The following is an 18,694-nucleotide window of genomic DNA, read 5'->3' on the forward strand; positions in this document are numbered from 1 at the left end:
CGGTCGGTAATTGGCCGTCACGACACCGAAGTGGGTAATGCTGTGATCACGTTCAAAACAATCAATTGTGATTGTGCGTAATAGAATAGGTTTTGTGCAAATATGCAGAGTAGAGCCTAAGGATCGGGCGCAAAACCAACAACGAATTCAATCACTTTATCAGCCGGCATCTCACACGGGCGCAGCAATGCACCACTATTTGCCGTCATGTACAGGTTCAGGCTGATGTAATCGGTCCCACCAAGCTCGTGTGCTACCAGCTTTATGGATTTTCCGCCTGCCAGCGCGGTTCGGCTCACGACATAGCGACGCCCGTGGCTGCGCCCAGTTGACGTTCCAAGCGGGATGCGGAAAACCGCCGTCAGGAACGGCGCCAGCGCGGTCAAGATTTTCCGATTTTGGGTTCCGTTCCGGCCCGGATGCGGGCGATATTTGCCCCGTGACGCCAGTAGACCAGCAAAGTCAGGGCCACACCCAACCCAAACGCCGTGCCATTGGTCAGGAACATCACCCAAATCGTCGACATCGCGGCAGCACTGAGAGCTGCCAAAGACGAGATTCGCCAGACTGCTGCGGCAAACAACCATGTCAGGCAACAGGCGATACCGACGCGCCAATCCAGTGCCAGCCACAGCCCAAGGAAGGTTGCGACCCCTTTGCCGCCTTTGAACCCCAACCAGACAGGGAAACAGTGACCCAGAAAAGCGGCCAGGGCGGCGATTTGAGCGGCGTCTTCTCCGGCCAGTGCACGCGCCAGCAGGACGGCGACCGCGCCTTTGGCCGCGTCAAAGATCAAGGTCAGCGCAGCGGCGCGCTTGTTCCCGGTGCGCAAAACATTGGTCGCGCCGATATTGCCCGAGCCGATATTGCGCAGATTTCCCAGCCCCATCACCTTGGCGATGATCATGCCAAAGGGATCGACCCCATCAAATAACCAAGCGCGGCCCAAAGGATCAGTTGGGCCGTGGAACTGTCAATGGGGGGCATCAGGGTCTCCGGTATACTTCTTGGCCTGCGACATAGGTTGCCGTGACCTTACCTTGCATCCGCTGGCCGTCAAACGGAGTGTTCTGCGATTTCGATTTCAAGCTGAAACGATCCAGCACAAAAGGCATATCCGGGTCGAACAGGACCAGATCGGCGGGTGCGCCCTCGGTCAATCGACCACTATCCAGACCCAGCCGTTTTGCAGGGTTCAAAGCCATCGCCCGGAACAGGGTCGGAAGATCAAGCTGTTCGGCATGGTAAAGGCGCAGTGCGGCAGGCAACAACGTCTCAAGCGCCACTGCGCCCGATGCCGCTTCTTCAAAGGGCAGGCGTTTACTTTCTTCGTCCTGTGGCGTGTGCATCGAACTGATGATGTCGATCAGCCCAGTGCGCACCGCTTCGATCACAGCTTGCCGGTCATCCTCGGACCGCAGCGGCGGCTTTACCTTGAAGAAGGTGCGATAGTCGGCCACGTCCAACTCATTCAGCGTCAGGTGGTGGATCGATGTGCCTGCGGTGATGTCCAGCCCGTTGCGTTTGGCGCGTTCCAGCGCGGGCAGGGCGCGGGCGGTGGTGATCTGATCGGCGTGGTATTTGGCCCGAGTCATTTCCAGCAGGGCGATATCACGGTCCAACCCCATGCGCTCAGCCATGGGCGAAACGGCAGGTAAACCACGCAGCGCGGCGAACTTGCCGCTGGTAGCGGCCGCTCCGGCGCTGAGGCCGGGCTCCTGCGGATGCGCAATTACCAGTGCCCCGCAGGATTTCGCATAGGTCAGCGCGCGGGAAAATACCTTGGTGTTGGCGATCACGTGGTCGCAATCGGTAAAGGCCACGGCACCTGCGTCTTGCAGAAAGCCGATCTCGGTCATCTCGCGACCTTCGCGGGCTTTGGTCAGGGCGGCCATAGGCAGAACATGCACCGGCGCATCTGCTTGTGCGCGGCGGGTAACGAACTCCAGCGTTTCCGGCGTGTCGATCGCTGGGCTGGTGTCAGGTCGGGTGACGATAGTGGTCACGCCCCCGGCGGCGGCGGCCAGACCTGCAGATTTATAGCTTTCCTTATGCCGTTCGCCTGGCTCGCAAACCTTGACGCCGATATCCACGATGCCAGGGGCGAGGCAATGCCCGCCGCAATCGATCATCTGCGCGTCCGTTGTCGGGGCTGCGCCTTTGCCGTGGTCCTTTATCTGACCGTTTGTAATCAGTAGCCAACCGAGGGTGTCCGTTCCCGCCTCTGGGTCGATCAGTCGGGCATTGGTGAAAATCTGGGCGGTCATGTCTGGGCCTCTCGGGCTTTGGTCAGGGCTTCCATGGCGGCGTCCGGGTCGGGGAGGTATTCGAATACCAGGAAACGCAGTTGCGAAAACACGATGTTGTGTCCGTTGCGATAGAATTTCAGGTCGGGATGAATGGAGAGAGATTTTGCTTTAAAAATCCCGCTGATCCACCAGACGTTGCGATTGGTCACAACATAGACGCGCCGCGTGCGGATTAACCGTTCCCACCACATGAAAAACGCCAGTAACAGCGTGCATCCGATTAGCTTCCAATAGTCGCGCATAGTCTCCGCAAACCAAGGGCTGGCAATCCAACCGAGCGCAAGACAGGCAATTAAAATGCCATATGCCCATCTCAGGCGCGGAGGAAAGTACCCCTGATAAGGCCGCCCATGCCACAGCACCTGTTCAGTGTCGGGTATTTTCTTGCGCCACCAGTCGTCGCTCATCCCATGGCCCTTTCGATGGCGGCTTTGGTGGCGGCGGGGTCGGCTTGGTACTTGATCAGGTGCTTGTCGCCGCTTTTGGTGACAACCTGCACGAAACTGCCCATCGTGTTGACGGCGTCGACCTGGTTCAGGGCGATGGTGCGTGGGCCGGGGCCGGTGAGGGTGGTGTCCGACATCTCCCACGTGTTTGTCAGCTCTTCCGAGGCCAGATACCACGCGCGAAACCCGATGGCGGCCAGACCGGCGGGCGCGCCGGTCCAGACATAAGGTTTCCGACCAGCCACAACACGATCATCGCCCCGGCCATCGCGATAGCAGCAAGGGTCAGGTTGGTCTGGATATAGGCACTTCGATGCGGCGTGAAGACTACAGGATCAGCCATAGCGCCTCCGACAATAAGCAGGGCGATCACCGCCAGGATCGCGGACCCGATGCGGCGCGGTGCGTTGTTTTCTACGGGGTTCTGGGGCGCCGAGAAGGTCTTGGCGCTTTCGGTCTCGATCACGCTGCCGGTCCAGTTTGTTGCCTCTTCAGTGTATAGCCCCAGCAGGCGAACCCGTGGGTCGGGGTTCAGTGTCGTGGCTGGGCCGTGAAAGGCGGCGCTGCGGACGGCCATGACCCAGCCTTCGATAGCATCCAGCATTGTGCGGTTTAGCTGATCCTCAGACACACCGCCGCCTTCATGCAAATATCCATAGAGCCCAAGGTCTTCGAGGTCTGAGACCGGAAAGATGTCGATCTGTTCGGCATCCAGACTATCGACCCCCAGAACCTGATCGGCGGCACCGGGTTCGCGCAGGAACTTTGCCTCTTCGGGGCGCATGTCCAGCGTGAACAGGCGGATCACACCGCGTTCATGAGGGGCAACGGTCAGGTCGCTCATGCGGCCTCGCGCAGGTTGCGGGCTAGTAGTTCCATCGCCGCCATGCGGACGGCGACGCCCATCTCGACCTGTTCCTGAATGACGGACCGGTTGATGTCATCGGCCAGCGTGCCGTCGATTTCCACGCCGCGATTCATCGGGCCGGGATGCATGACGATGGCGTCGGGTTTGGCCAGCGCCAGTTTTGCCGCATCCAGCCCGTAGCGGTGGTAATATTCGCGCTCCGAGGGGATAAAGCCGCCATCCATCCGCTCTTTCTGAAGGCGCAGCATCATCACGACGTCGACGTCCCTCAGACCTTCGTTCATGTCGTCGTAAATCTCGGCCCCGAACTCGGCAAAGGTCGAAGGCACCAACGTCGGCGGGCCGATCAGGCGGATACGGTTTTCCATCTTACCCAGCAGGATCAGGTTCGACCGTGCCACACGCGAATGCGCTACGTCCCCGCAAATCGCGATGTTCAGACGGTGCAAACGACCCTTGGCGCGGCGGATGGTCAACGCGTCCAGCAGCGCCTGCGTGGGGTGTTCGTGCTTGCCGTCGCCCGCATTCAGCACGGCGCAATTCACCTTTTGCGCCAGCAGGTCCACCGCGCCGGAATGCGGGTGCCGCACCACAAGAAGATCGGGATGCATCGCATTCAGCGTCATCGCCGTGTCGATCAGGGTTTCCTTTTTGATCGAGCTGGCCTGCATCGCCATGTTCATCACATCCGCGCCCAGCCGCTTGCCCGCCAGTTCGAAACTGGCCTGCGTGCGGGTCGAGTTCTCAAAAAACATGTTGATCTGCGTCAGCCCTGACAGCACGTCGGAATGCTTGGTCGACTGGCGGTTCATGTCGACATAGGTCTCGGCTAGGTCAAGAACCGCAGTGATATCGGATTGTGACAGATGCTCGATGCCAAGAAGGTGACGATGGGCAAAACGCATGGGCGGGCTCCGGTCTGACAATCGAGCCGCTTATAAGAAGCCGCGCGGGCCAAGGCAACCTAAGGATCGGACCCTTCGGGCAGTTTCTCACATCCGCCTTCGGGCAGGCATTGCTCGCCGGGTTTGCACCATTTGGCGTTGCCGCAATCGACGGCCTTGACCGGGACACAGCCCTGATTGGCCGAGCATTTGAACCCCTGCCGGCATTGCGATCCGGTTTCTTCGCACAGGAACCAGCCGGGGCGGGTGCATCCACCGCCGGGCAGGCAGCTTGTGCCGCTGGCGCAGGTGCGGCCATCGTCGCATTTTGGCCGGGGCAGAGTGAATTCCAGCTGGATTGCCTCGCATTCGCCACGCCCGTTGCAAGAGGTGCCGCTGGGGCAGTCCAGACTGGACCGGCACTTGTTTTCGCCCTTTGGGGCACATCTGCGATTGCCGACGCAGCGTTCAAATGGACCGCAGGAAAAGCCGCCGCCGCAATAGGTGCCACCGGGCGGGATGCAGTTTCCGTCAAAACTGCAGCGTTGTCCAACGGGGCAGCAATTCCGCCCACATCTGAGTTGCCCCGCGCGGCATTGGTTCTGGACACGGTTGCGCTGTTGGAAGCCGTTGCGATCTTGGATACCTCGGTTCTGAACGCCGAAACGGTCGTTTACCTGCGCAAAGCTAGGGGTGCCGATGGGGATCAGCAGGAAGATGACCAGAAAGAATCGAATAAGGCTCGGCATGAATAGGGCCATGGTCTGCCCGGTTGCCGGGTCGATCAAGTGCTATTCGCTTTCCCTCGGTCAAAAGCTGGTTAGATTGTGAGGCATGGAATCGGCTTTGGATTATCACACGGCGCGGGCCCTTTTGGACTGGCAGATCGAACTGGGCGCGACCGAGTCTATCGGGGATGTGCCGATAGACCGCTACGCGTTGCCTGACACCGCGCCCAAGGTCAAGAAACCTGTGGCGCAGGCGGCGCCGGAAAAACCCAAACAGGTCGATCCGGTTGCGGTGGCCAAAGCTGCGGCTCAAGGCGCGGGATCGCTGGATCAATTGCGCGCAACCATGGAGGCGTTTGACCATTGCGAGCTGAAGCGCGGTGCGCGGCAGTTGGTGTTTGCCGATGGCACGCCGGGGGCGCGAGTGATGATCATCGGCGAGGCTCCGGGTCGCGAGGAAGATCGCGAAGGTAAACCCTTTGTCGGTCGCGCGGGTCAGTTATTGGACCGGATGTTAGCCGCGATTGATCTGAATCGTCACAAGAACGTCTACATTACCAATGTGCTGCCATGGCGGCCTCCGCAAAACCGGGATCCCAAGCCCGAGGAGATCGGGATGATGAAACCGTTTTTGGAACGGCACGTGGCCTTGGCCAAGCCCGAGGTTCTGGTGGTCATGGGCAATATCAGCTGTCAGGCTGTGCTGGGCAAACGCGGCATCACCCGACTGCGCGGTCACTGGGATCAGGCGATGAACCTACCGGTGATCCCTATGTTCCACCCCGCCTATCTGCTGCGCCAGCCACAAGCCAAACGGCAAGCCTGGGCAGATTTGCTGGAGCTGAAAACCCGGTTGGAGGGCAAGTGATGCGCATTCTGGCCTTTTCCGACCTGCATATGGCCCGCAACCGCGCCGCCGAACTGGTCGCGGCCAGCGACACGGCCGCTCTGGTGATCGGGGCCGGAGACTTCTGTAACATGCGACAGGGTTTGGACGAGGCGATGCAGATGCTGTCTGGCATCGCCGCGCCCTTGGTTCTGGTGCCCGGCAATGCCGAAAGCGCCGAGGAATTGACACAGGCCGCGCCGCATGGCGTGCACGTCCTGCACGGGACAGGCATGAGTGTAGATGGGTTGCGCCTGTTCGGTTTGGGCTATGGCGTGCCGCCGACGCCATTCGGCGACTGGTCCTGCGACCTGTCCGAGGGCGAGGCCGCCGAGTTGCTGGACCGGTGCGAAGGGGCGGATGTTCTGATCACGCATTCCCCGCCGAAAGGCTATGGCGATGTGACCTCGACCGATGATGCGGTGGGGTCGACTGCGGTGCGAAACGCGATCGAACGGTTGCAACCGCAGATGTCATTGCAGGCGCATTCACGACAGCTGGGGCTATCGTGGCACGCTGGGACGCACTCAGGTTGCCAATCTAGGGCCGCGGGTGAATTGGTTCGAGGTTGAAGCATGATCGAAACAGTCACTCTGCTTGCCTTTATCCCTGCGGCTTTGGCGCTGAACTTCACACCGGGCGCGGATATGATGTTCTGTTTCGGGCAGGGTCTGAAATCGGGGTCTAAACCGGCCTTGGTGGCCAGCGCTGGCGTCTCGGTCGGGCTGATGGTGCATGTCCTTCTGGCCGGGCTGGGGCTGGGCGCTGCGGTGGCAGCGCTGCCGTGGCTGTTTGATGTGATCCGCTGGATGGGCGTGGCCTATCTGCTGTATCTGGCCTGGGGCGCGATCCGAAACGGAGCCATTTCTGCAGACGCCCCCACCAGACCCGCACATCACGCGTTCAGGGATGGCATGGTGGTGAACCTGACCAATCCCAAGGTGATCCTGTTCGTGCTTGCCTTTATCCCCCAATTCGTAAACCCGGCCCTTGGTCCGATCCTGCCGCAATTTCTGATCTTTGGCGTGGTGATCGCGCTGGGCGGGTTCGTGGTGAACGGCCTGGTCGGGGTGTTTGCCGGTGGCGCGGGCAAGGTTCTGATCTCGAACCCGCGCGCCTCGCGTATCATGGGCTGGGTGACAGGAGGGATTTTCACCGCCCTCGCCATCCGGCTTGCCATCATGGAAAGGGCCTGACGCAAGATGTCACGCATTGACGAAACCAAAGACTTCATTCCGGTACGGATCGCTGTTCTGACCGTCTCGGACACCCGCTCGCTGGACGAGGACCGCTCGGGGCAGACACTGGTAGACCGCATCGAAAAGGCTGGCCATTTGGTGGCGGACCGCAAGATCATCCGTGATGAGCGCGCTCAGATTGCTGATCAGTTGCGCGACTGGGTCGCCAATCCCGATATCGACGTTGTGATCTCGACCGGTGGCACTGGTCTGACCGGGCGCGATGTATCGGTCGAGGCGCATCGGGACGTCTATGAGAAAGAGATCGAAGCCTTCGGAACAGTGTTCACGATCGTGTCGATGGAGAAGATCGGCACCTCGGCCGTTCAGTCCCGCGCCACTGGGGGCGTGGCCGGCGGCACCTATCTGTTCGCATTGCCCGGCAGCCCCGGCGCCTGCAAGGATGCTTGGGACGCGATCCTGGAAAAGCAGTTCGACTACCGCCACCGTCCCTGCAATTTCGTGGAAATAATGCCAAGATTGGACGAACATCTGCGACGGAAGTAGACTGGTCGCACGTTCAACTGTTCGTAACCGCTTTGTGGCTTGGCATTTTTGGCCGCCCAGCTACCTTTGCGGCAGGTAGCCTGATGCAACCGGGGTAAGTGCAATATGCGATTTCTGAGGCAAAGCCTTGTCGGAGTGTTTCTGGCGTCTTTGACGCTGGCTCTCTTGTTTGCGGCCGCCCAGATTATTGCGGGCGCGGTGCAGGATTTGCTGACACGCGAGGACGCGGCGCCGCAGGCGCGGGAACGTGTTTTCGCGGTCACTGTCCGTCCGGCGGAACTGGAAACCGTGACACCCTATCTCGAGGCATTTGGTGAAGTACAAAGCCGCAGACGCTTGGAACTGCGCGCGGCACTGGGCGGGCGCGTAGTGTCTCTGTCGGATGACTTCGAGGATGGCGGTTCCGTTAGTGCCGGCGAGGTTTTGGTCGAACTGGACCCTGCCGATGCGCAATCGGCGCTGGATCGGGCCAAGTCAGATCTGCTGGATGCCCAATTCGAAGAACGCGACGCCGAGCGGTCTTTGCTGCTTGCTCAGGATGAGTTGAAATCATCGGAAACGCAGGTCGAATTGCGAAACCGCGCGATGAAACGTCAGCAGGATCTTCTTGCTCGGGGCGTTGGTTCGGTGGCGACGGCTGATGATGCCGAACTTGCTGCGGCAGCGGCAGAGCAAGCGGTTTTGGCCCGGCGCATCGCGTTGGCACAGGCGGAATCGCGGGTGGATCAGGCGACGACGCTGTTGTCACGTGCACGCATCGCACTTGAGGCCGCCGAGCGTGATTTGGGCGACATGACCATCCACGCGAGGTTCGGTGGAACGCTTACGGATGTAACTCTGGTCGAAGGCCGTTTGGTATCCGCCAATGAAAAACTGGCAGAACTGGTCGATCCGAATGCGCTTGAGGTCGCGTTCCGCGTTTCGACCGCGCAATTCGTGCGTTTGCTGGATGCCGAGGGCAATCTTATCAACGCGCCCGTCACGGTCTCGCTTGAGGTCACGGGCACAGATCTGTCCGCGACTGGTCGCATCAGCCGCGATAGTGGGTCAGCCGGTGAGGGGCAAACGGGGCGCTTGCTTTATGCGCGGATGGATAACGCGTCGGGTTTCAAACCCGGTGACTTCGTAACAGTGACCGTGCAGGAACAGCCATTGGACAATGTAGTGCGGCTGCCGTCTTCGGTTCTGGATGCGGTTGGCACGGTTCTGGTGCTGGGCACGGGTGACCGGCTCGAAGCTTTGCCGGTCGAACTGATCCGTCGTCAGGGAGACGAGGTTTTGTTGCGGGGCAAAGGTCTGGACGCCGCGAGGTTGTCATCGGCCGCACGCCGTTGCTGGGTGCTGGTGTTCGTGTCCGCCCTTTGCGGATTGAAGCCAATGCCGGGGCTGAACCCGATTTGGTCGAGCTGTCGGACGAGCAGCGCGCGCGGCTTGTCGCGCAGGTCGAGGCCAGCGACAAGATGCCGAAGGATATGAAAGACCGCGTCCTGGGACAGCTCAGCGAGGCGAAAGTTCCCGCATCTCTGGTGCGCCGCATTGAAAACCGGGCCGGAGGTTAACCGCTATGATGCGCGAGATCCCCGGCGCGGCAAGTGGTATCCTCAGCTATTTCACCCGGCATCGCACGGTGGCGAACCTGTTGCTGCTGGTTTTGCTGGTGCTGGGTGTGGCGGCTTTGCCCAACATGCGAGCGCAGTTCTTTCCAGACGTCATCCTTGAACGTGTTGACGTCGACGTCGTGTGGGAAGGGGCGGGTCCCGAGGATGTGGACAATGGAATCGTTCAGGCGCTTGAACCTGCGCTGCTGGCGGTTGAGGGCGTTTCCAGTACCGAGGCGACCTCGCGCGAGGGGCGGACCAGCATTCGGCTGGAGTTCGAGCCGAATTGGGACATGTCCCGCGCAGTAGAAGAAGTCAGAACAGCCGTTGATGGCGTGACCAACCTGCCAGAAGATGCCGAAGAGCCTACGATCCGGCGCGGTGCGTGGCGGGACCGTGTAACGGATGTGGTGGTAACCGGGCCTGTTGCCCCGGATCAGCTTGCCAAATTCACCGATGAACTGATCAACCGCCTGTTTGCCGTGGGTGTTACACGGACGACCATCCGGGGCTGGCTGCACCGCGCGTGGTGATCGAGGTTCCGACCGCGCAGTTGATTGCCAACGATATCACTCTGTCCGAGATCGCGACTGCCGTTGCGGCCGAAGTCACGGCTAACCCCGCCGGGGATGTTACGGGCGCCAATGCCCGCATTCGCACCGGCACCGAGAAGCGAACGCCTGAGGAAATTGAAGGCATCCCGCTGCGCAATTTCCCGGACGGATCCAAGTTGCTGATCGGCGACGTGGCGCAGATCCGCGTTGAGGGCGTTGACCGAATTCGCAGCTATTTCGTAGGTGAAAACCCGGCGATGTCAGTGCGGGTGGATCGCTCGAACCTAGGGGACGCGATCGAGATTCAGGGCACTGTCGAGGAGGTCGTAGCCGAGATGCAGGCCAGCCTGCCTGCAGGCGTGTCGGTCGAGTTGATCCGAACCCGCGCGCAGGCAATCACCGACAGGCTGGACATCCTGATCGACAATGGCCTCATGGGCCTGGGGCTGGTTGTGTGTCTGCTGTTTCTGTTCCTGAATGCGCGTATCGCGTTCTGGGTGGCGGCGGGGATCCCGGTGGCGATGTCTGCGGCGATTGCTTTCATGTATATCGGCGGGTTGTCGATCAACATGGTGTCGCTGTTTGGTCTGATCATCACGCTGGGTATCGTTGTGGACGACGCCATTGTTGTCGGTGAACATGCCGATTTCCGTGCTCGTCGCTTGGGCGAGGCCCCGATGGTGGCAGCTGAAAGCGCAGCGCGGCGCATGGCGATGCCGGTTTTTGCCGCGACCCTGACAACGGTCATTGCCTTTTTCGGTCTGACCGCGATTGGCGGCCGGTTCGGTGAGTTGATCCGGGACATTCCCTTTACTGTGATCGCGGTTCTGATCGCCTCGTTGATCGAGTGTTTTTTGATCCTGCCGAACCATATGGCCCACGCCATTGCACATTCCGCGAAAGAACACTGGTATGATTGGCCCAACCGGGTCGTCAATCGCGGGTTCCGCTGGGTGCGCGATCAGTTGTTCCGCCCATTCATCGCTTGGGTCATCTGGGCGCGTTATGTCGTTGTTGCGCTGATGATCCTGATCCTGGCAAGTCAGGCGGCGCTGTTCATCAAAGGTGACGTGAACTGGCGATTCTTCAATGCGCCCGAGCGTGGTTCGGTCACCGGCAATTTCATCATGGCAGAAGGCGCGACGCGTCAGGACACGCTGGCCATGATGCGCCAGCTGCAGATCGCCGTGGACGAATTGGGGCAAATTTACGAAGAACGCCATGGGCGCAATCCCATTGACTATGTCTTGTCCGAGATTGGCGGATCGGCGGGCCGCGGACTGTCTGCGGCGGATGGCAAGGACGAAGATCTTCTCGGCGGCATCTCGATCGAGTTGATCGATGCCGATCTGCGCCCCTATTCCAGTTTTGAATTCGTTGGCGAATTGCAGGATTTCGTCCCGCGCCATCCCAAGGTCGAATTGCTCAGCTTCCGTGGCTGGCGGTCGGGGCCGGGTGGTGATGCGATTGACGTGCAATTTTATGGCGCAGACGTAGACACGCTTAAGGCCGCATCCGAAGACCTTCAGGCCGAGCTTTCGAAATACCCCGAAGTCTCGGCGCTGGAGGATAATCTTGCCTATGACAAGGAAGAGTTCATTCTGGATCTGACGGCGCAGGGACAAGCACTGGGCTTCCGGATTGAAACACTTGGCCGTGTCCTGCGAGACCGTCTGAACGGGATTGAGGCCGCGACCTTCCCCGACGGTCCCCGCAGCGCTGAAATCCGGGTCGAATTGCCCGAGGACGAGCTGACTGCCGATTTCCTGGAACGCACACTGATGCGGACTCCGGATGGCGTGTATGTGCCGCTGGCCGATATCGTATCAGTTCAGCGCAAGTCAGGGTTTTCTACTGTCCGCCGTGAAAACGGCCTGCGGGTCATCTCGGTCAATGGCGACATCGCGGAAGACGACCCCACCCGCGCCGAAGAGATAAACCGCGCTATGAGCGAGGAAATTCTACCCGACATCGCCGCCAAACGTCAGGTCGAATGGACCATGGCGGGTTTGAGCGAGCAGGAGGATGAGTTTTTGTCCGAGGCCCGCACCGGTCTGATCCTGTGTCTGACCGGCATCTATCTTGTTCTGGCCTGGGTCTTTGCCAGTTGGACGCGACCTCTGGTCGTTATGGCGATTATTCCGTTTGGGTTGGTTGGAACGATCTGGGGCCACTACATCTGGGAGGTGCCGCTGAGCATGTTCACCGTTGTAGGGCTGCTGGGGATGACCGGGATAATTATCAACGACTCGATCGTTTTGGTGACGACGATAGATGCTTATCAGCAGGATCGCGGGCTGGTGCCGTCTATCATCGAAGGAACCGCAGACCGATTGCGTCCAGTTATGCTGACAACGCTGACGACTGTTCTTGGCCTGACCCCGTTGCTGTATGAGGGGTCGCAACAAGCGCAATTCCTCAAGCCGACGGTGATCACTCTGGTCTATGGCCTGGCCTTCGGGATGATTTTGGTACTGGTTCTGGTGCCGGCGCTGTTGGGAATTCTGAACGACCTGTCGCGTCCGATCACGGCTATGCGGCGCGCGGTGCGCGCGCCTGACCGGGTGGTGCAGGGCGCTCTTGCCGCCACCGGTACAGCGTTGCTGGTCTGGTTCGGCATGACCATGGTGCTCCCGGTCATTACGGGTGCGCCTTTGGGTATATTATCTGGGCTTTATGGGTCTGCGGACGGTCTTGTAGCTCTGCAAATGGGGCTGGGCGCATTTGTTGCGGGGCGGTTGTCATTCTTGTGCTCAGCATCGCCGCGTCTGGCCTGTTTTTCGCACGTCTCAAGGCCCGCTCGGCCTAGTTTCGGCGCAGGGCCGTCTCTAATAGATCATTGACCCGATTGCTCATGGGCAGGTCACCGCGCCGTATCTGTTCCAAGGAAACCAACGCGCATCCAACGCATCGTCGCCTGCAACAGGCTGCCCGGACTGGTATGCGCACATCACACCAACCAAAAGATAATGCGATACTACAGCCCCGTGCGAGTCCCGTCGCAACAGATCCAGATTGTCCAGATAATGCAGAGGCTTCGCCGTGACCGAGGTTTCCTCATGCAATTCGCGTTTTGCGGCTTGCAGAACCGTTTCGCCCCATTCCACATGACCGCCGGGAAACCCCCACAACCCTGCGTCTGGCTGTTTGCTGCGTTGCACAAGCAGAACCTGCGCGTCGTGTATGACGACAGCCAGTGCTCCGATTTTTGGCGTTTGAACCATCGGGATCAGCCTGCGCTGCACCCTTTGATGTCAACCGCGTGATTTGCGCCCAGAACGGTGATCCTGATCTCGGACCGCTCCAACGCAAAGTACGGATGCGCTGATCACTTCGGACGTAGCGACAAGCGTGTCACCCTGGCGCTCAGTATCGGGCTGTGATGCCCAAAGAGTGGGATTGCCGGGCTCAATAACTGCCAGTTCCTGACCGCCAGCCGAGGGCATGGTCACCCGAGCTTCGATCTGCATCCCGTCCGATGTCGGTGTCAGGCGGCAGCTGGCCTGAGCGACCCTTGCCTCTTTTGCGGAATAGGGGCGCTGCGCGAGTGCTGCGGCAATGGCCGGGTTGCGCCCGGCATCGGCGTTCAGCTTGTGATCGAAGTCCAGTTGTGCCGGGATGCAGACTTCCTTGCACACGCCAAGATCCATCGTGCCTTTCAGGTGCACCGGTTGGCCGGGATTCTTCGGTGTAATCTCAACCGGCAGAACAAGCTGGTCTTCGTACCCGATGGATTGCAGTCCATTCTGGACAAAAACATCAGGGGTCGGCCAGGTAATCGACACGTTCCCAACATTGTCCGAACTGTTCCAGTCGAAATGCGGTGGAATGCCTGCATCACCGGGCGCGCGCCAATAGGTTTTCCACCCATCATCCAACGTCACCCGCACCGCTGTCATATAGGTTCCCTGCGTGGTGCGACCACCGTCGAGAATATCCAATTCTGCCACGGTCCCGGTCACCTGCGCGGATGCCGGGGCAACAAATCCAAGGGCGAAGGTCAATGCGACCGCTGAGACTGTCATATGTACGTTCATAAGCTATAAATGCGCGGTCCCGACGCAGATTCCAAGTCACGTTCAGGTCACTCGAATGAAATCTGCGGAAATCTGCGCTGATCTCTTGCCAATCGCCGCCGCTCGGGCCATTGTTGAAGGGCACCAAGCAAGAGATGCCATCTTATGGACCTGACCGGAAAACTGTTGATTGCGATGCCGGGTATGGGCGATCCGCGCTTCGATCATTCGGTGGTATACATGTGCAGCCACGGAGATGATGGGGCGATGGGTCTGATCATCAACAAGCCGTCAGACCTGCGGATCAAGACTTTGCTTGGGCAGCTCAACATCGCCTGCCGAATCCCTGTCGTGGGCGAACGTCTTGTGCATTTTGGTGGGCCAGTCGAGATGTCGCGCGGCTTTGTTCTGCACAGTTCAGACTATGATGCGAATCTACATTCGATGAAAATTTCGGATGATTTCAGCATGACAGCGACATTGGACGTCCTTGAAGATCTGGCCTCGGGCCGTGGTCCGCTCAATTCGACATTGGCGCTGGGCTATTCCGGCTGGGGGCCTGGCCAGCTTGAGGATGAGATCGCCATGAATGGCTGGCTGACCACGGATGCGTCCTCGAAACTGGTGTTCGACGTACCCGATGACGAGAAATGGGAGGCCGCGCTTGCCACTTTGGGTGTTGATCCGTTGACTTTGTCGGCCAGCGCCGGGCGTGCCTGATCAGCGATCGCGCGGTGCAGCGGCGCGGCGCAGACGGTCATTGATTGCTGCCCCAAGGCCGTGGTCCGGGATTGGCGAAACTGCAATCGGTCGACCGGTGGTATTCAACTGGTGCAGCGCTGCAAACAGGTTAGCGGCGGCTTCGACCAAATTGCCTTCAGCCGACAGGTTAAGGTCGCAAGGAATAGACCCAAAGCCCAATAGCACCTCGTCCCCTGAGTGGCGTCAGCATTCAAGCGAACCGGGGCATCGGGCGCGTAGTGGGATAGTAACTGGCCGGGGGCTGTAAGCAGATCTCCGGTTTGATGTAGATGGAGGCGGGTGTTCAGGGTGCTCTCGATCTCTTCCAGCGCGACGCCGCCGGGGCGTAACAAGGTTGGCTCACCGGCCAGTCCGACGATCGTCGATTCCAGACCGACCCCGCACGGGCCGTCGTTTACGATAGCGGCAATGCGTCCGTCCAACCCGGCCCGCACGTGACCAGCGGTTGTCGGGCTGATTTGCCCTGACGGGTTCGCTGACGGCGCTGCAACGGGCCCGTCAAAGGCTTCGAGAATAGCGCGTGCCGTAGTGTGGGCCGGAACGCGAAGGGCCAGCGTATCGAGGCCAGCGGTCACCAGAGACGACACTTGATGGTCAGCGCGCAATGGCAAAACCAAAGTCAGCGGGCCGGGCCAAAAAGCATCTGCCAGAACCTGTGCCTGATCGGACCATGTCACAAATCGTTTTGCGGCGTCGACCGATGCGACATGCGCGATCAATGGGTTGAAACTGGGGCGGCCTTTGGCTGCATAAATGCGGGCCACGGCCTCTCCGTTGCGGGCATCGCCGCCCAGCCCATAGACGGTCTCGGTTGGGAAGGCGACAAGCTGTCCTTGCCGCAGCAGGTCCGCTGCCTGCGCAATTCCATCCGGGTCGGCGAACAGTTCGTGTGTTCCGTTGGGGATCATGGGTGGTGACGCCGCGTTTTGATTGCTTGTATCATGGGGACAGGTACGTAATCGTCCAAATCCAGATGAATAACGGTGGGCGCTTGGTTTTCCAACCCCGCCGTTGCAGACCTTTATACAGCCCCGAGGTGAAGCCATGCCATATCGCGCACCAGTCTCTGACTACGAATTCCTGTTCCGCCACGCGGTCGATTTCGGACAGATCGCCGCCACTGACAAGTTTTCGGAAGCCAGCGAAGACGTGGTCAGCGCGATTCTGACCGAAGCTGGAAAGATGTGCGAAGAGGTCATGGCCCCGCTGCAACGCCCCGGCGATCTGGAGCCGGCGCGGCTGGAGAACGGTGTTCTGCGCACCTCACCGGGTTATGGCGACGGCTGGAAAGCGATTGCCGAAGGCGGCTGGATCGGCATGAGCGCGGATCCCGAATATGGTGGCATGGGCCTGCCGATGACTCTGACAACCGCCGTAAACGAGATGATGTCAGCGGCCTGTCTGTCACTGCAATTGGCCCCGCTGATGACGCAGGGCCAGATCGAAGCGTTGGAACACCACGCCAGTGATGCGCTGAAAGAGCTGTACCTGCCCAAGATGATCGCGGGCGAGTGGTCAGGCACCATGAACCTGACCGAACCGCAGGCCGGTTCGGATGTGGGTGCGCTGACATCAAAAGCGGAACCCAATGGCGATGGTACTTTCGCGGTGTCGGGCCAAAAAATCTACATCTCTTGGGGCGACAACGATTTTGCGGAAAACGTCTGCCACCTTGTTCTGGCGCGTCTGCCCGACGGCGTCCCTGGAACCAAGGGGATTTCGTTGTTCCTGGCGCCAAATACCTGCCGGACGAAAACGGCAATCCCGGAGTGGCGAATGAACTGAAAGTGGTTTCGCTGGAACATAAGATGGGCCTTCACGGCTCGCCGACCTGCGTGATGCAGTATGACGGTGCCAAAGGCTGGCTTGTGGGCAAGGAACATGGCGGCATGGCCGCGATGTTTACCATGATGAACAACGCGCGTCTGGGCGTGGGTGGTCAGGGCGTTGGCGTTGCTGAAGGTGCCTATCAGCACGCATTGGCCTATGCGTTGGAACGCAAGCAGGGCAAGACGCCTTCTGGTACCATCATCGACCACGCCGATGTGCGCCGGATGCTGATGAGCATGCGTGCCGACACGTTTGCGGCGCGGGCGATCATGCTGGCCAATGCGGCGGCGATCGACATGGCGACGGCCACCAATGATCCTGAATGGGTGTCGCGCTGCGCTGCTGACCCCGATCAGCAAGGCGTTTGGAACCGAAACCGGCATGCGCGTCTCGGAAGAGGGCGTGCAGGTCCACGGTGGAATGGGCTTCATCGAGGAAACCGGCGCGGCGCAGTTCTATCGCGATGTCCGCGTGACAGCGATCTATGAAGGAACCAACGGCATTCAGGCGATGGACCTTGTGGCCCGCAAGTTGATGGATGGCGGCGAAGCGGCCAGCCGTCTTCTGGACGAGATCGAGGATCACGCTGAAACGGCCCGTGCGACCATGCCGGAACTGGCCGGTCCGGTCTGGGAAGCCACCGAAAGCCTGCGCGAGGCCACCGAGTGGTTGGTATCGCAGGCCGATATGAACAACCGTTTTGCCGGTGCCGTCGCCTGTTGCATGCCTTCGCCCGCATTTTGGGCGCGCATTACCACCTGAAGGCGGCGCTGGCCGAGCCTGAAGGTCCGCGCTTCAAGCTGGCGCGCTTCTACATCAACGCACTGCTGCCTGAATACTCAGGTCTGCTGGCGCAGGCGCAAAACGGGGCCGAAGATGTCTACGGTCTCAGCGCTGAAGAACTGGCCGCCTGATGGACGGCCAGAGCCCTTTGACGATCCGTTATCCCTGGCCCGAGGCTCCGGCCCCGGGCGAGGCGATTGAGGTCGCCGAAGGCGTGCTGTGGATGCGCTTGCCGCTGCCCATGGCGCTGGATCACGTCAACATCTATGCGCTGGATGATGGTGACGGTTGGACGGTGATCGACACCGGTCTGTCCTCGAACAAGACGCGCCGCATATGGGCTGATTTGATGGCGGGCCCGCTGGGCGGCAAGCCGGTCAAGCGGGTGGTGGTGACACACCACCATCCTGACCATGTCGGCAATGCCGGTTGGTTCCAGTCCGAACACGGGGCCGAGCTGGTGACAACCCGCACCGCATGGCTGTTTTCGCGGATGCTGCAGTTGGACGTGCAGGAAACCTGGCCGACCGAGACGCTGGATTATTACCGCAGCGCCGGGATGGATGCCGATTTCCTGGCCAAACGCATGACCGAACGGCCGTTCAATTTCTGCGACACGGTCTATCCGATGCCGCTGGGCTTTACCCGGATCAAGCAGGGCAGCGTGATCCGAATGGGCGGGCGCGATTGGGACGTGCATATGGGCAATGGCCACGCCCCCGAACATGCCACCTTCTGGAGTCGCGACGACAATCTGGTGATCACCGGCGATCAGATACTAAGCTCGATCAGCCCCAATCTGGGGGTTTATGTGACCGAGCCGCTGGCCGATCCGGTAGCCGAATGGCTTGAGGCCTGTGAGCGGCTGCAAGGGTTGGCGCGCCCGATCACCTGGCGTTGGGCGGGCACAAGCTGCCCTTCACTGGCCTTCCGCTGCGGATGAAGCAACTGATCGACAATCACCATGGTGCGTTGGAGCGTCTGCAAAGCTATCTGGACACGCCCAAAACCGCCGCCGAGTGCTTTCCGCCCCTGTTCAAACGCCAGATCGGCGATGGCGAATATGGGCTGGCTCTGGTCGAGTCGGTTGCACATCTGAACCATCTTTACCACATTGGAGCGGTGACCCGGACGCGGCGCGCGGACGGGGCGTGGAGTTTCAGCGCAAAGGTAAAGCCATGGACAAGATCGAAACCTCGGCCGAGGCAGCAGAATCAGCGGCCTTGCCGCGCTGTTACGAAGTCCACGCCAACCCCAACGCGCAATCCGGCACGCAAAACCTGCC

At 60.1% G+C, this 18,694-nt stretch carries 11 protein-coding genes and 8 pseudogenes; 9 read left to right on the forward strand and 10 right to left on the reverse strand.

The window, feature by feature from the left end; translation table 11 throughout:
- Window positions 1–116: 116 nt before the first annotated feature.
- The 7 genes and pseudogenes from ACR3EG_RS21920 to ACR3EG_RS21950 all read right to left on the reverse strand — a co-directional run bounded on the left by ACR3EG_RS21920 (window position 117) and on the right by ACR3EG_RS21950 (window position 5,295).
- Window positions 117–386 carry a hypothetical protein gene (locus tag ACR3EG_RS21920; RefSeq protein ID WP_480483010.1) on the reverse strand — a complete coding sequence of 90 codons (270 nt, stop codon included), beginning with the start codon at window positions 384–386 and terminating at the stop codon, window positions 117–119.
- A pseudogene (gene plsY / locus ACR3EG_RS21925) lies at window positions 383–987 on the reverse strand (glycerol-3-phosphate 1-O-acyltransferase PlsY). The gene ACR3EG_RS21920 and the pseudogene plsY overlap by 4 nt, the downstream one beginning before the upstream one ends.
- Window positions 987–2,267: a dihydroorotase gene (gene pyrC, locus ACR3EG_RS21930; RefSeq protein ID WP_480496655.1), complete on the reverse strand. Its 1,281-nt coding sequence runs from the start codon at window positions 2,265–2,267 to the stop codon at window positions 987–989. Before pyrC ends, plsY begins: the two are co-directional and overlap by 1 nt.
- Window positions 2,264–2,716: a hypothetical protein gene (locus ACR3EG_RS21935; RefSeq protein ID WP_480483014.1), complete on the reverse strand. Its 453-nt coding sequence runs from the start codon at window positions 2,714–2,716 to the stop codon at window positions 2,264–2,266. The genes pyrC and ACR3EG_RS21935 overlap by 4 nt, the downstream gene beginning before the upstream one ends.
- A pseudogene (locus ACR3EG_RS21940) lies at window positions 2,713–3,098 on the reverse strand (hypothetical protein). Before ACR3EG_RS21940 ends, ACR3EG_RS21935 begins: the two are co-directional and overlap by 4 nt.
- Window positions 3,099–3,595: 497 nt before the next feature.
- Window positions 3,596–4,528 carry an aspartate carbamoyltransferase catalytic subunit gene (locus tag ACR3EG_RS21945; RefSeq protein ID WP_480947694.1) on the reverse strand — a complete coding sequence of 311 codons (933 nt, stop codon included), beginning with the start codon at window positions 4,526–4,528 and terminating at the stop codon, window positions 3,596–3,598.
- Window positions 4,529–4,587: 59 nt separating this feature from the next.
- Window positions 4,588–5,295: a scavenger receptor class F, member 2 gene (locus ACR3EG_RS21950; RefSeq protein ID WP_480496659.1), complete on the reverse strand. Its 708-nt coding sequence runs from the start codon at window positions 5,293–5,295 to the stop codon at window positions 4,588–4,590.
- 46 nt (window positions 5,296–5,341) lie between these two features.
- On the opposite strand from ACR3EG_RS21950, the gene ACR3EG_RS21955 reads away from it, so the two are divergent.
- The 6 genes and pseudogenes from ACR3EG_RS21955 (at window position 5,342) to ACR3EG_RS21980 (ending at window position 12,827) form a co-directional block, all read left to right on the forward strand.
- Entirely contained in the window at window positions 5,342–6,103 is a 762-nt protein-coding gene (locus tag ACR3EG_RS21955) for a uracil-DNA glycosylase (protein WP_480496661.1), read from the forward strand.
- A pseudogene (locus ACR3EG_RS21960) lies at window positions 6,103–6,700 on the forward strand (metallophosphoesterase family protein). The gene ACR3EG_RS21955 and the pseudogene ACR3EG_RS21960 overlap by 1 nt, the downstream one beginning before the upstream one ends.
- On the forward strand, window positions 6,697–7,317 hold the full coding sequence (locus ACR3EG_RS21965; protein ID WP_209195382.1) for a LysE family translocator: 621 nt from the start codon (window positions 6,697–6,699) through the stop codon (window positions 7,315–7,317). Before ACR3EG_RS21960 ends, ACR3EG_RS21965 begins: the two are co-directional and overlap by 4 nt.
- 6 nt (window positions 7,318–7,323) lie before the next feature.
- The gene (moaB, locus tag ACR3EG_RS21970) at window positions 7,324–7,866 is read left to right on the forward strand and encodes a molybdenum cofactor biosynthesis protein B (protein WP_209195381.1); all 543 of its coding nucleotides are present in this window, start codon (window positions 7,324–7,326) and stop codon (window positions 7,864–7,866) included.
- Window positions 7,867–7,971: 105 nt separating this feature from the next.
- Window positions 7,972–9,425 (forward strand): annotated as a pseudogene (locus tag ACR3EG_RS21975) (efflux RND transporter periplasmic adaptor subunit).
- A 5-nt stretch (window positions 9,426–9,430) separates the two neighbouring features.
- Window positions 9,431–12,827: pseudogene (locus ACR3EG_RS21980) on the forward strand (efflux RND transporter permease subunit).
- A gap of 43 nt (window positions 12,828–12,870) precedes the next feature.
- Here ACR3EG_RS21980 and ACR3EG_RS21985 read toward each other — a convergent pair.
- Both ACR3EG_RS21985 and ACR3EG_RS21990 read right to left on the reverse strand, forming a co-directional pair.
- Entirely contained in the window at window positions 12,871–13,242 is a 372-nt protein-coding gene (locus tag ACR3EG_RS21985) for an NUDIX hydrolase (protein ID WP_480483028.1), read from the reverse strand.
- 30 nt (window positions 13,243–13,272) lie between these two features.
- On the reverse strand, window positions 13,273–14,055 hold the full coding sequence (locus ACR3EG_RS21990) for a protein-disulfide reductase DsbD domain-containing protein (RefSeq protein ID WP_480483030.1): 783 nt from the start codon (window positions 14,053–14,055) through the stop codon (window positions 13,273–13,275).
- 144 nt (window positions 14,056–14,199) lie between these two features.
- On the opposite strand from ACR3EG_RS21990, the gene ACR3EG_RS21995 reads away from it, so the two are divergent.
- Window positions 14,200–14,754 (forward strand): YqgE/AlgH family protein, encoded by a 555-nt coding sequence (locus tag ACR3EG_RS21995; protein ID WP_170353576.1) that lies wholly within the window; start codon window positions 14,200–14,202, stop codon window positions 14,752–14,754.
- Here the strand turns inward: ACR3EG_RS21995 and ACR3EG_RS22000 are convergent.
- Window positions 14,755–15,704, reverse strand: a pseudogene (locus ACR3EG_RS22000) (L-threonylcarbamoyladenylate synthase).
- A gap of 136 nt (window positions 15,705–15,840) precedes the next feature.
- Between ACR3EG_RS22000 and ACR3EG_RS22005 the strand changes: the two are divergent.
- Both ACR3EG_RS22005 and ACR3EG_RS22010 read left to right on the forward strand, forming a co-directional pair.
- Window positions 15,841–17,540 (forward strand): annotated as a pseudogene (locus ACR3EG_RS22005) (acyl-CoA dehydrogenase family protein).
- Window positions 17,540–18,579 (forward strand): annotated as a pseudogene (locus tag ACR3EG_RS22010) (MBL fold metallo-hydrolase); the annotation flags it as partial. The pseudogenes ACR3EG_RS22005 and ACR3EG_RS22010, both read left to right, overlap by 1 nt.
- Between the last annotated feature and the right edge of the window lie 115 nt (window positions 18,580–18,694).

This window comes from Ruegeria sp. AM7, from assembly GCF_056535965.1.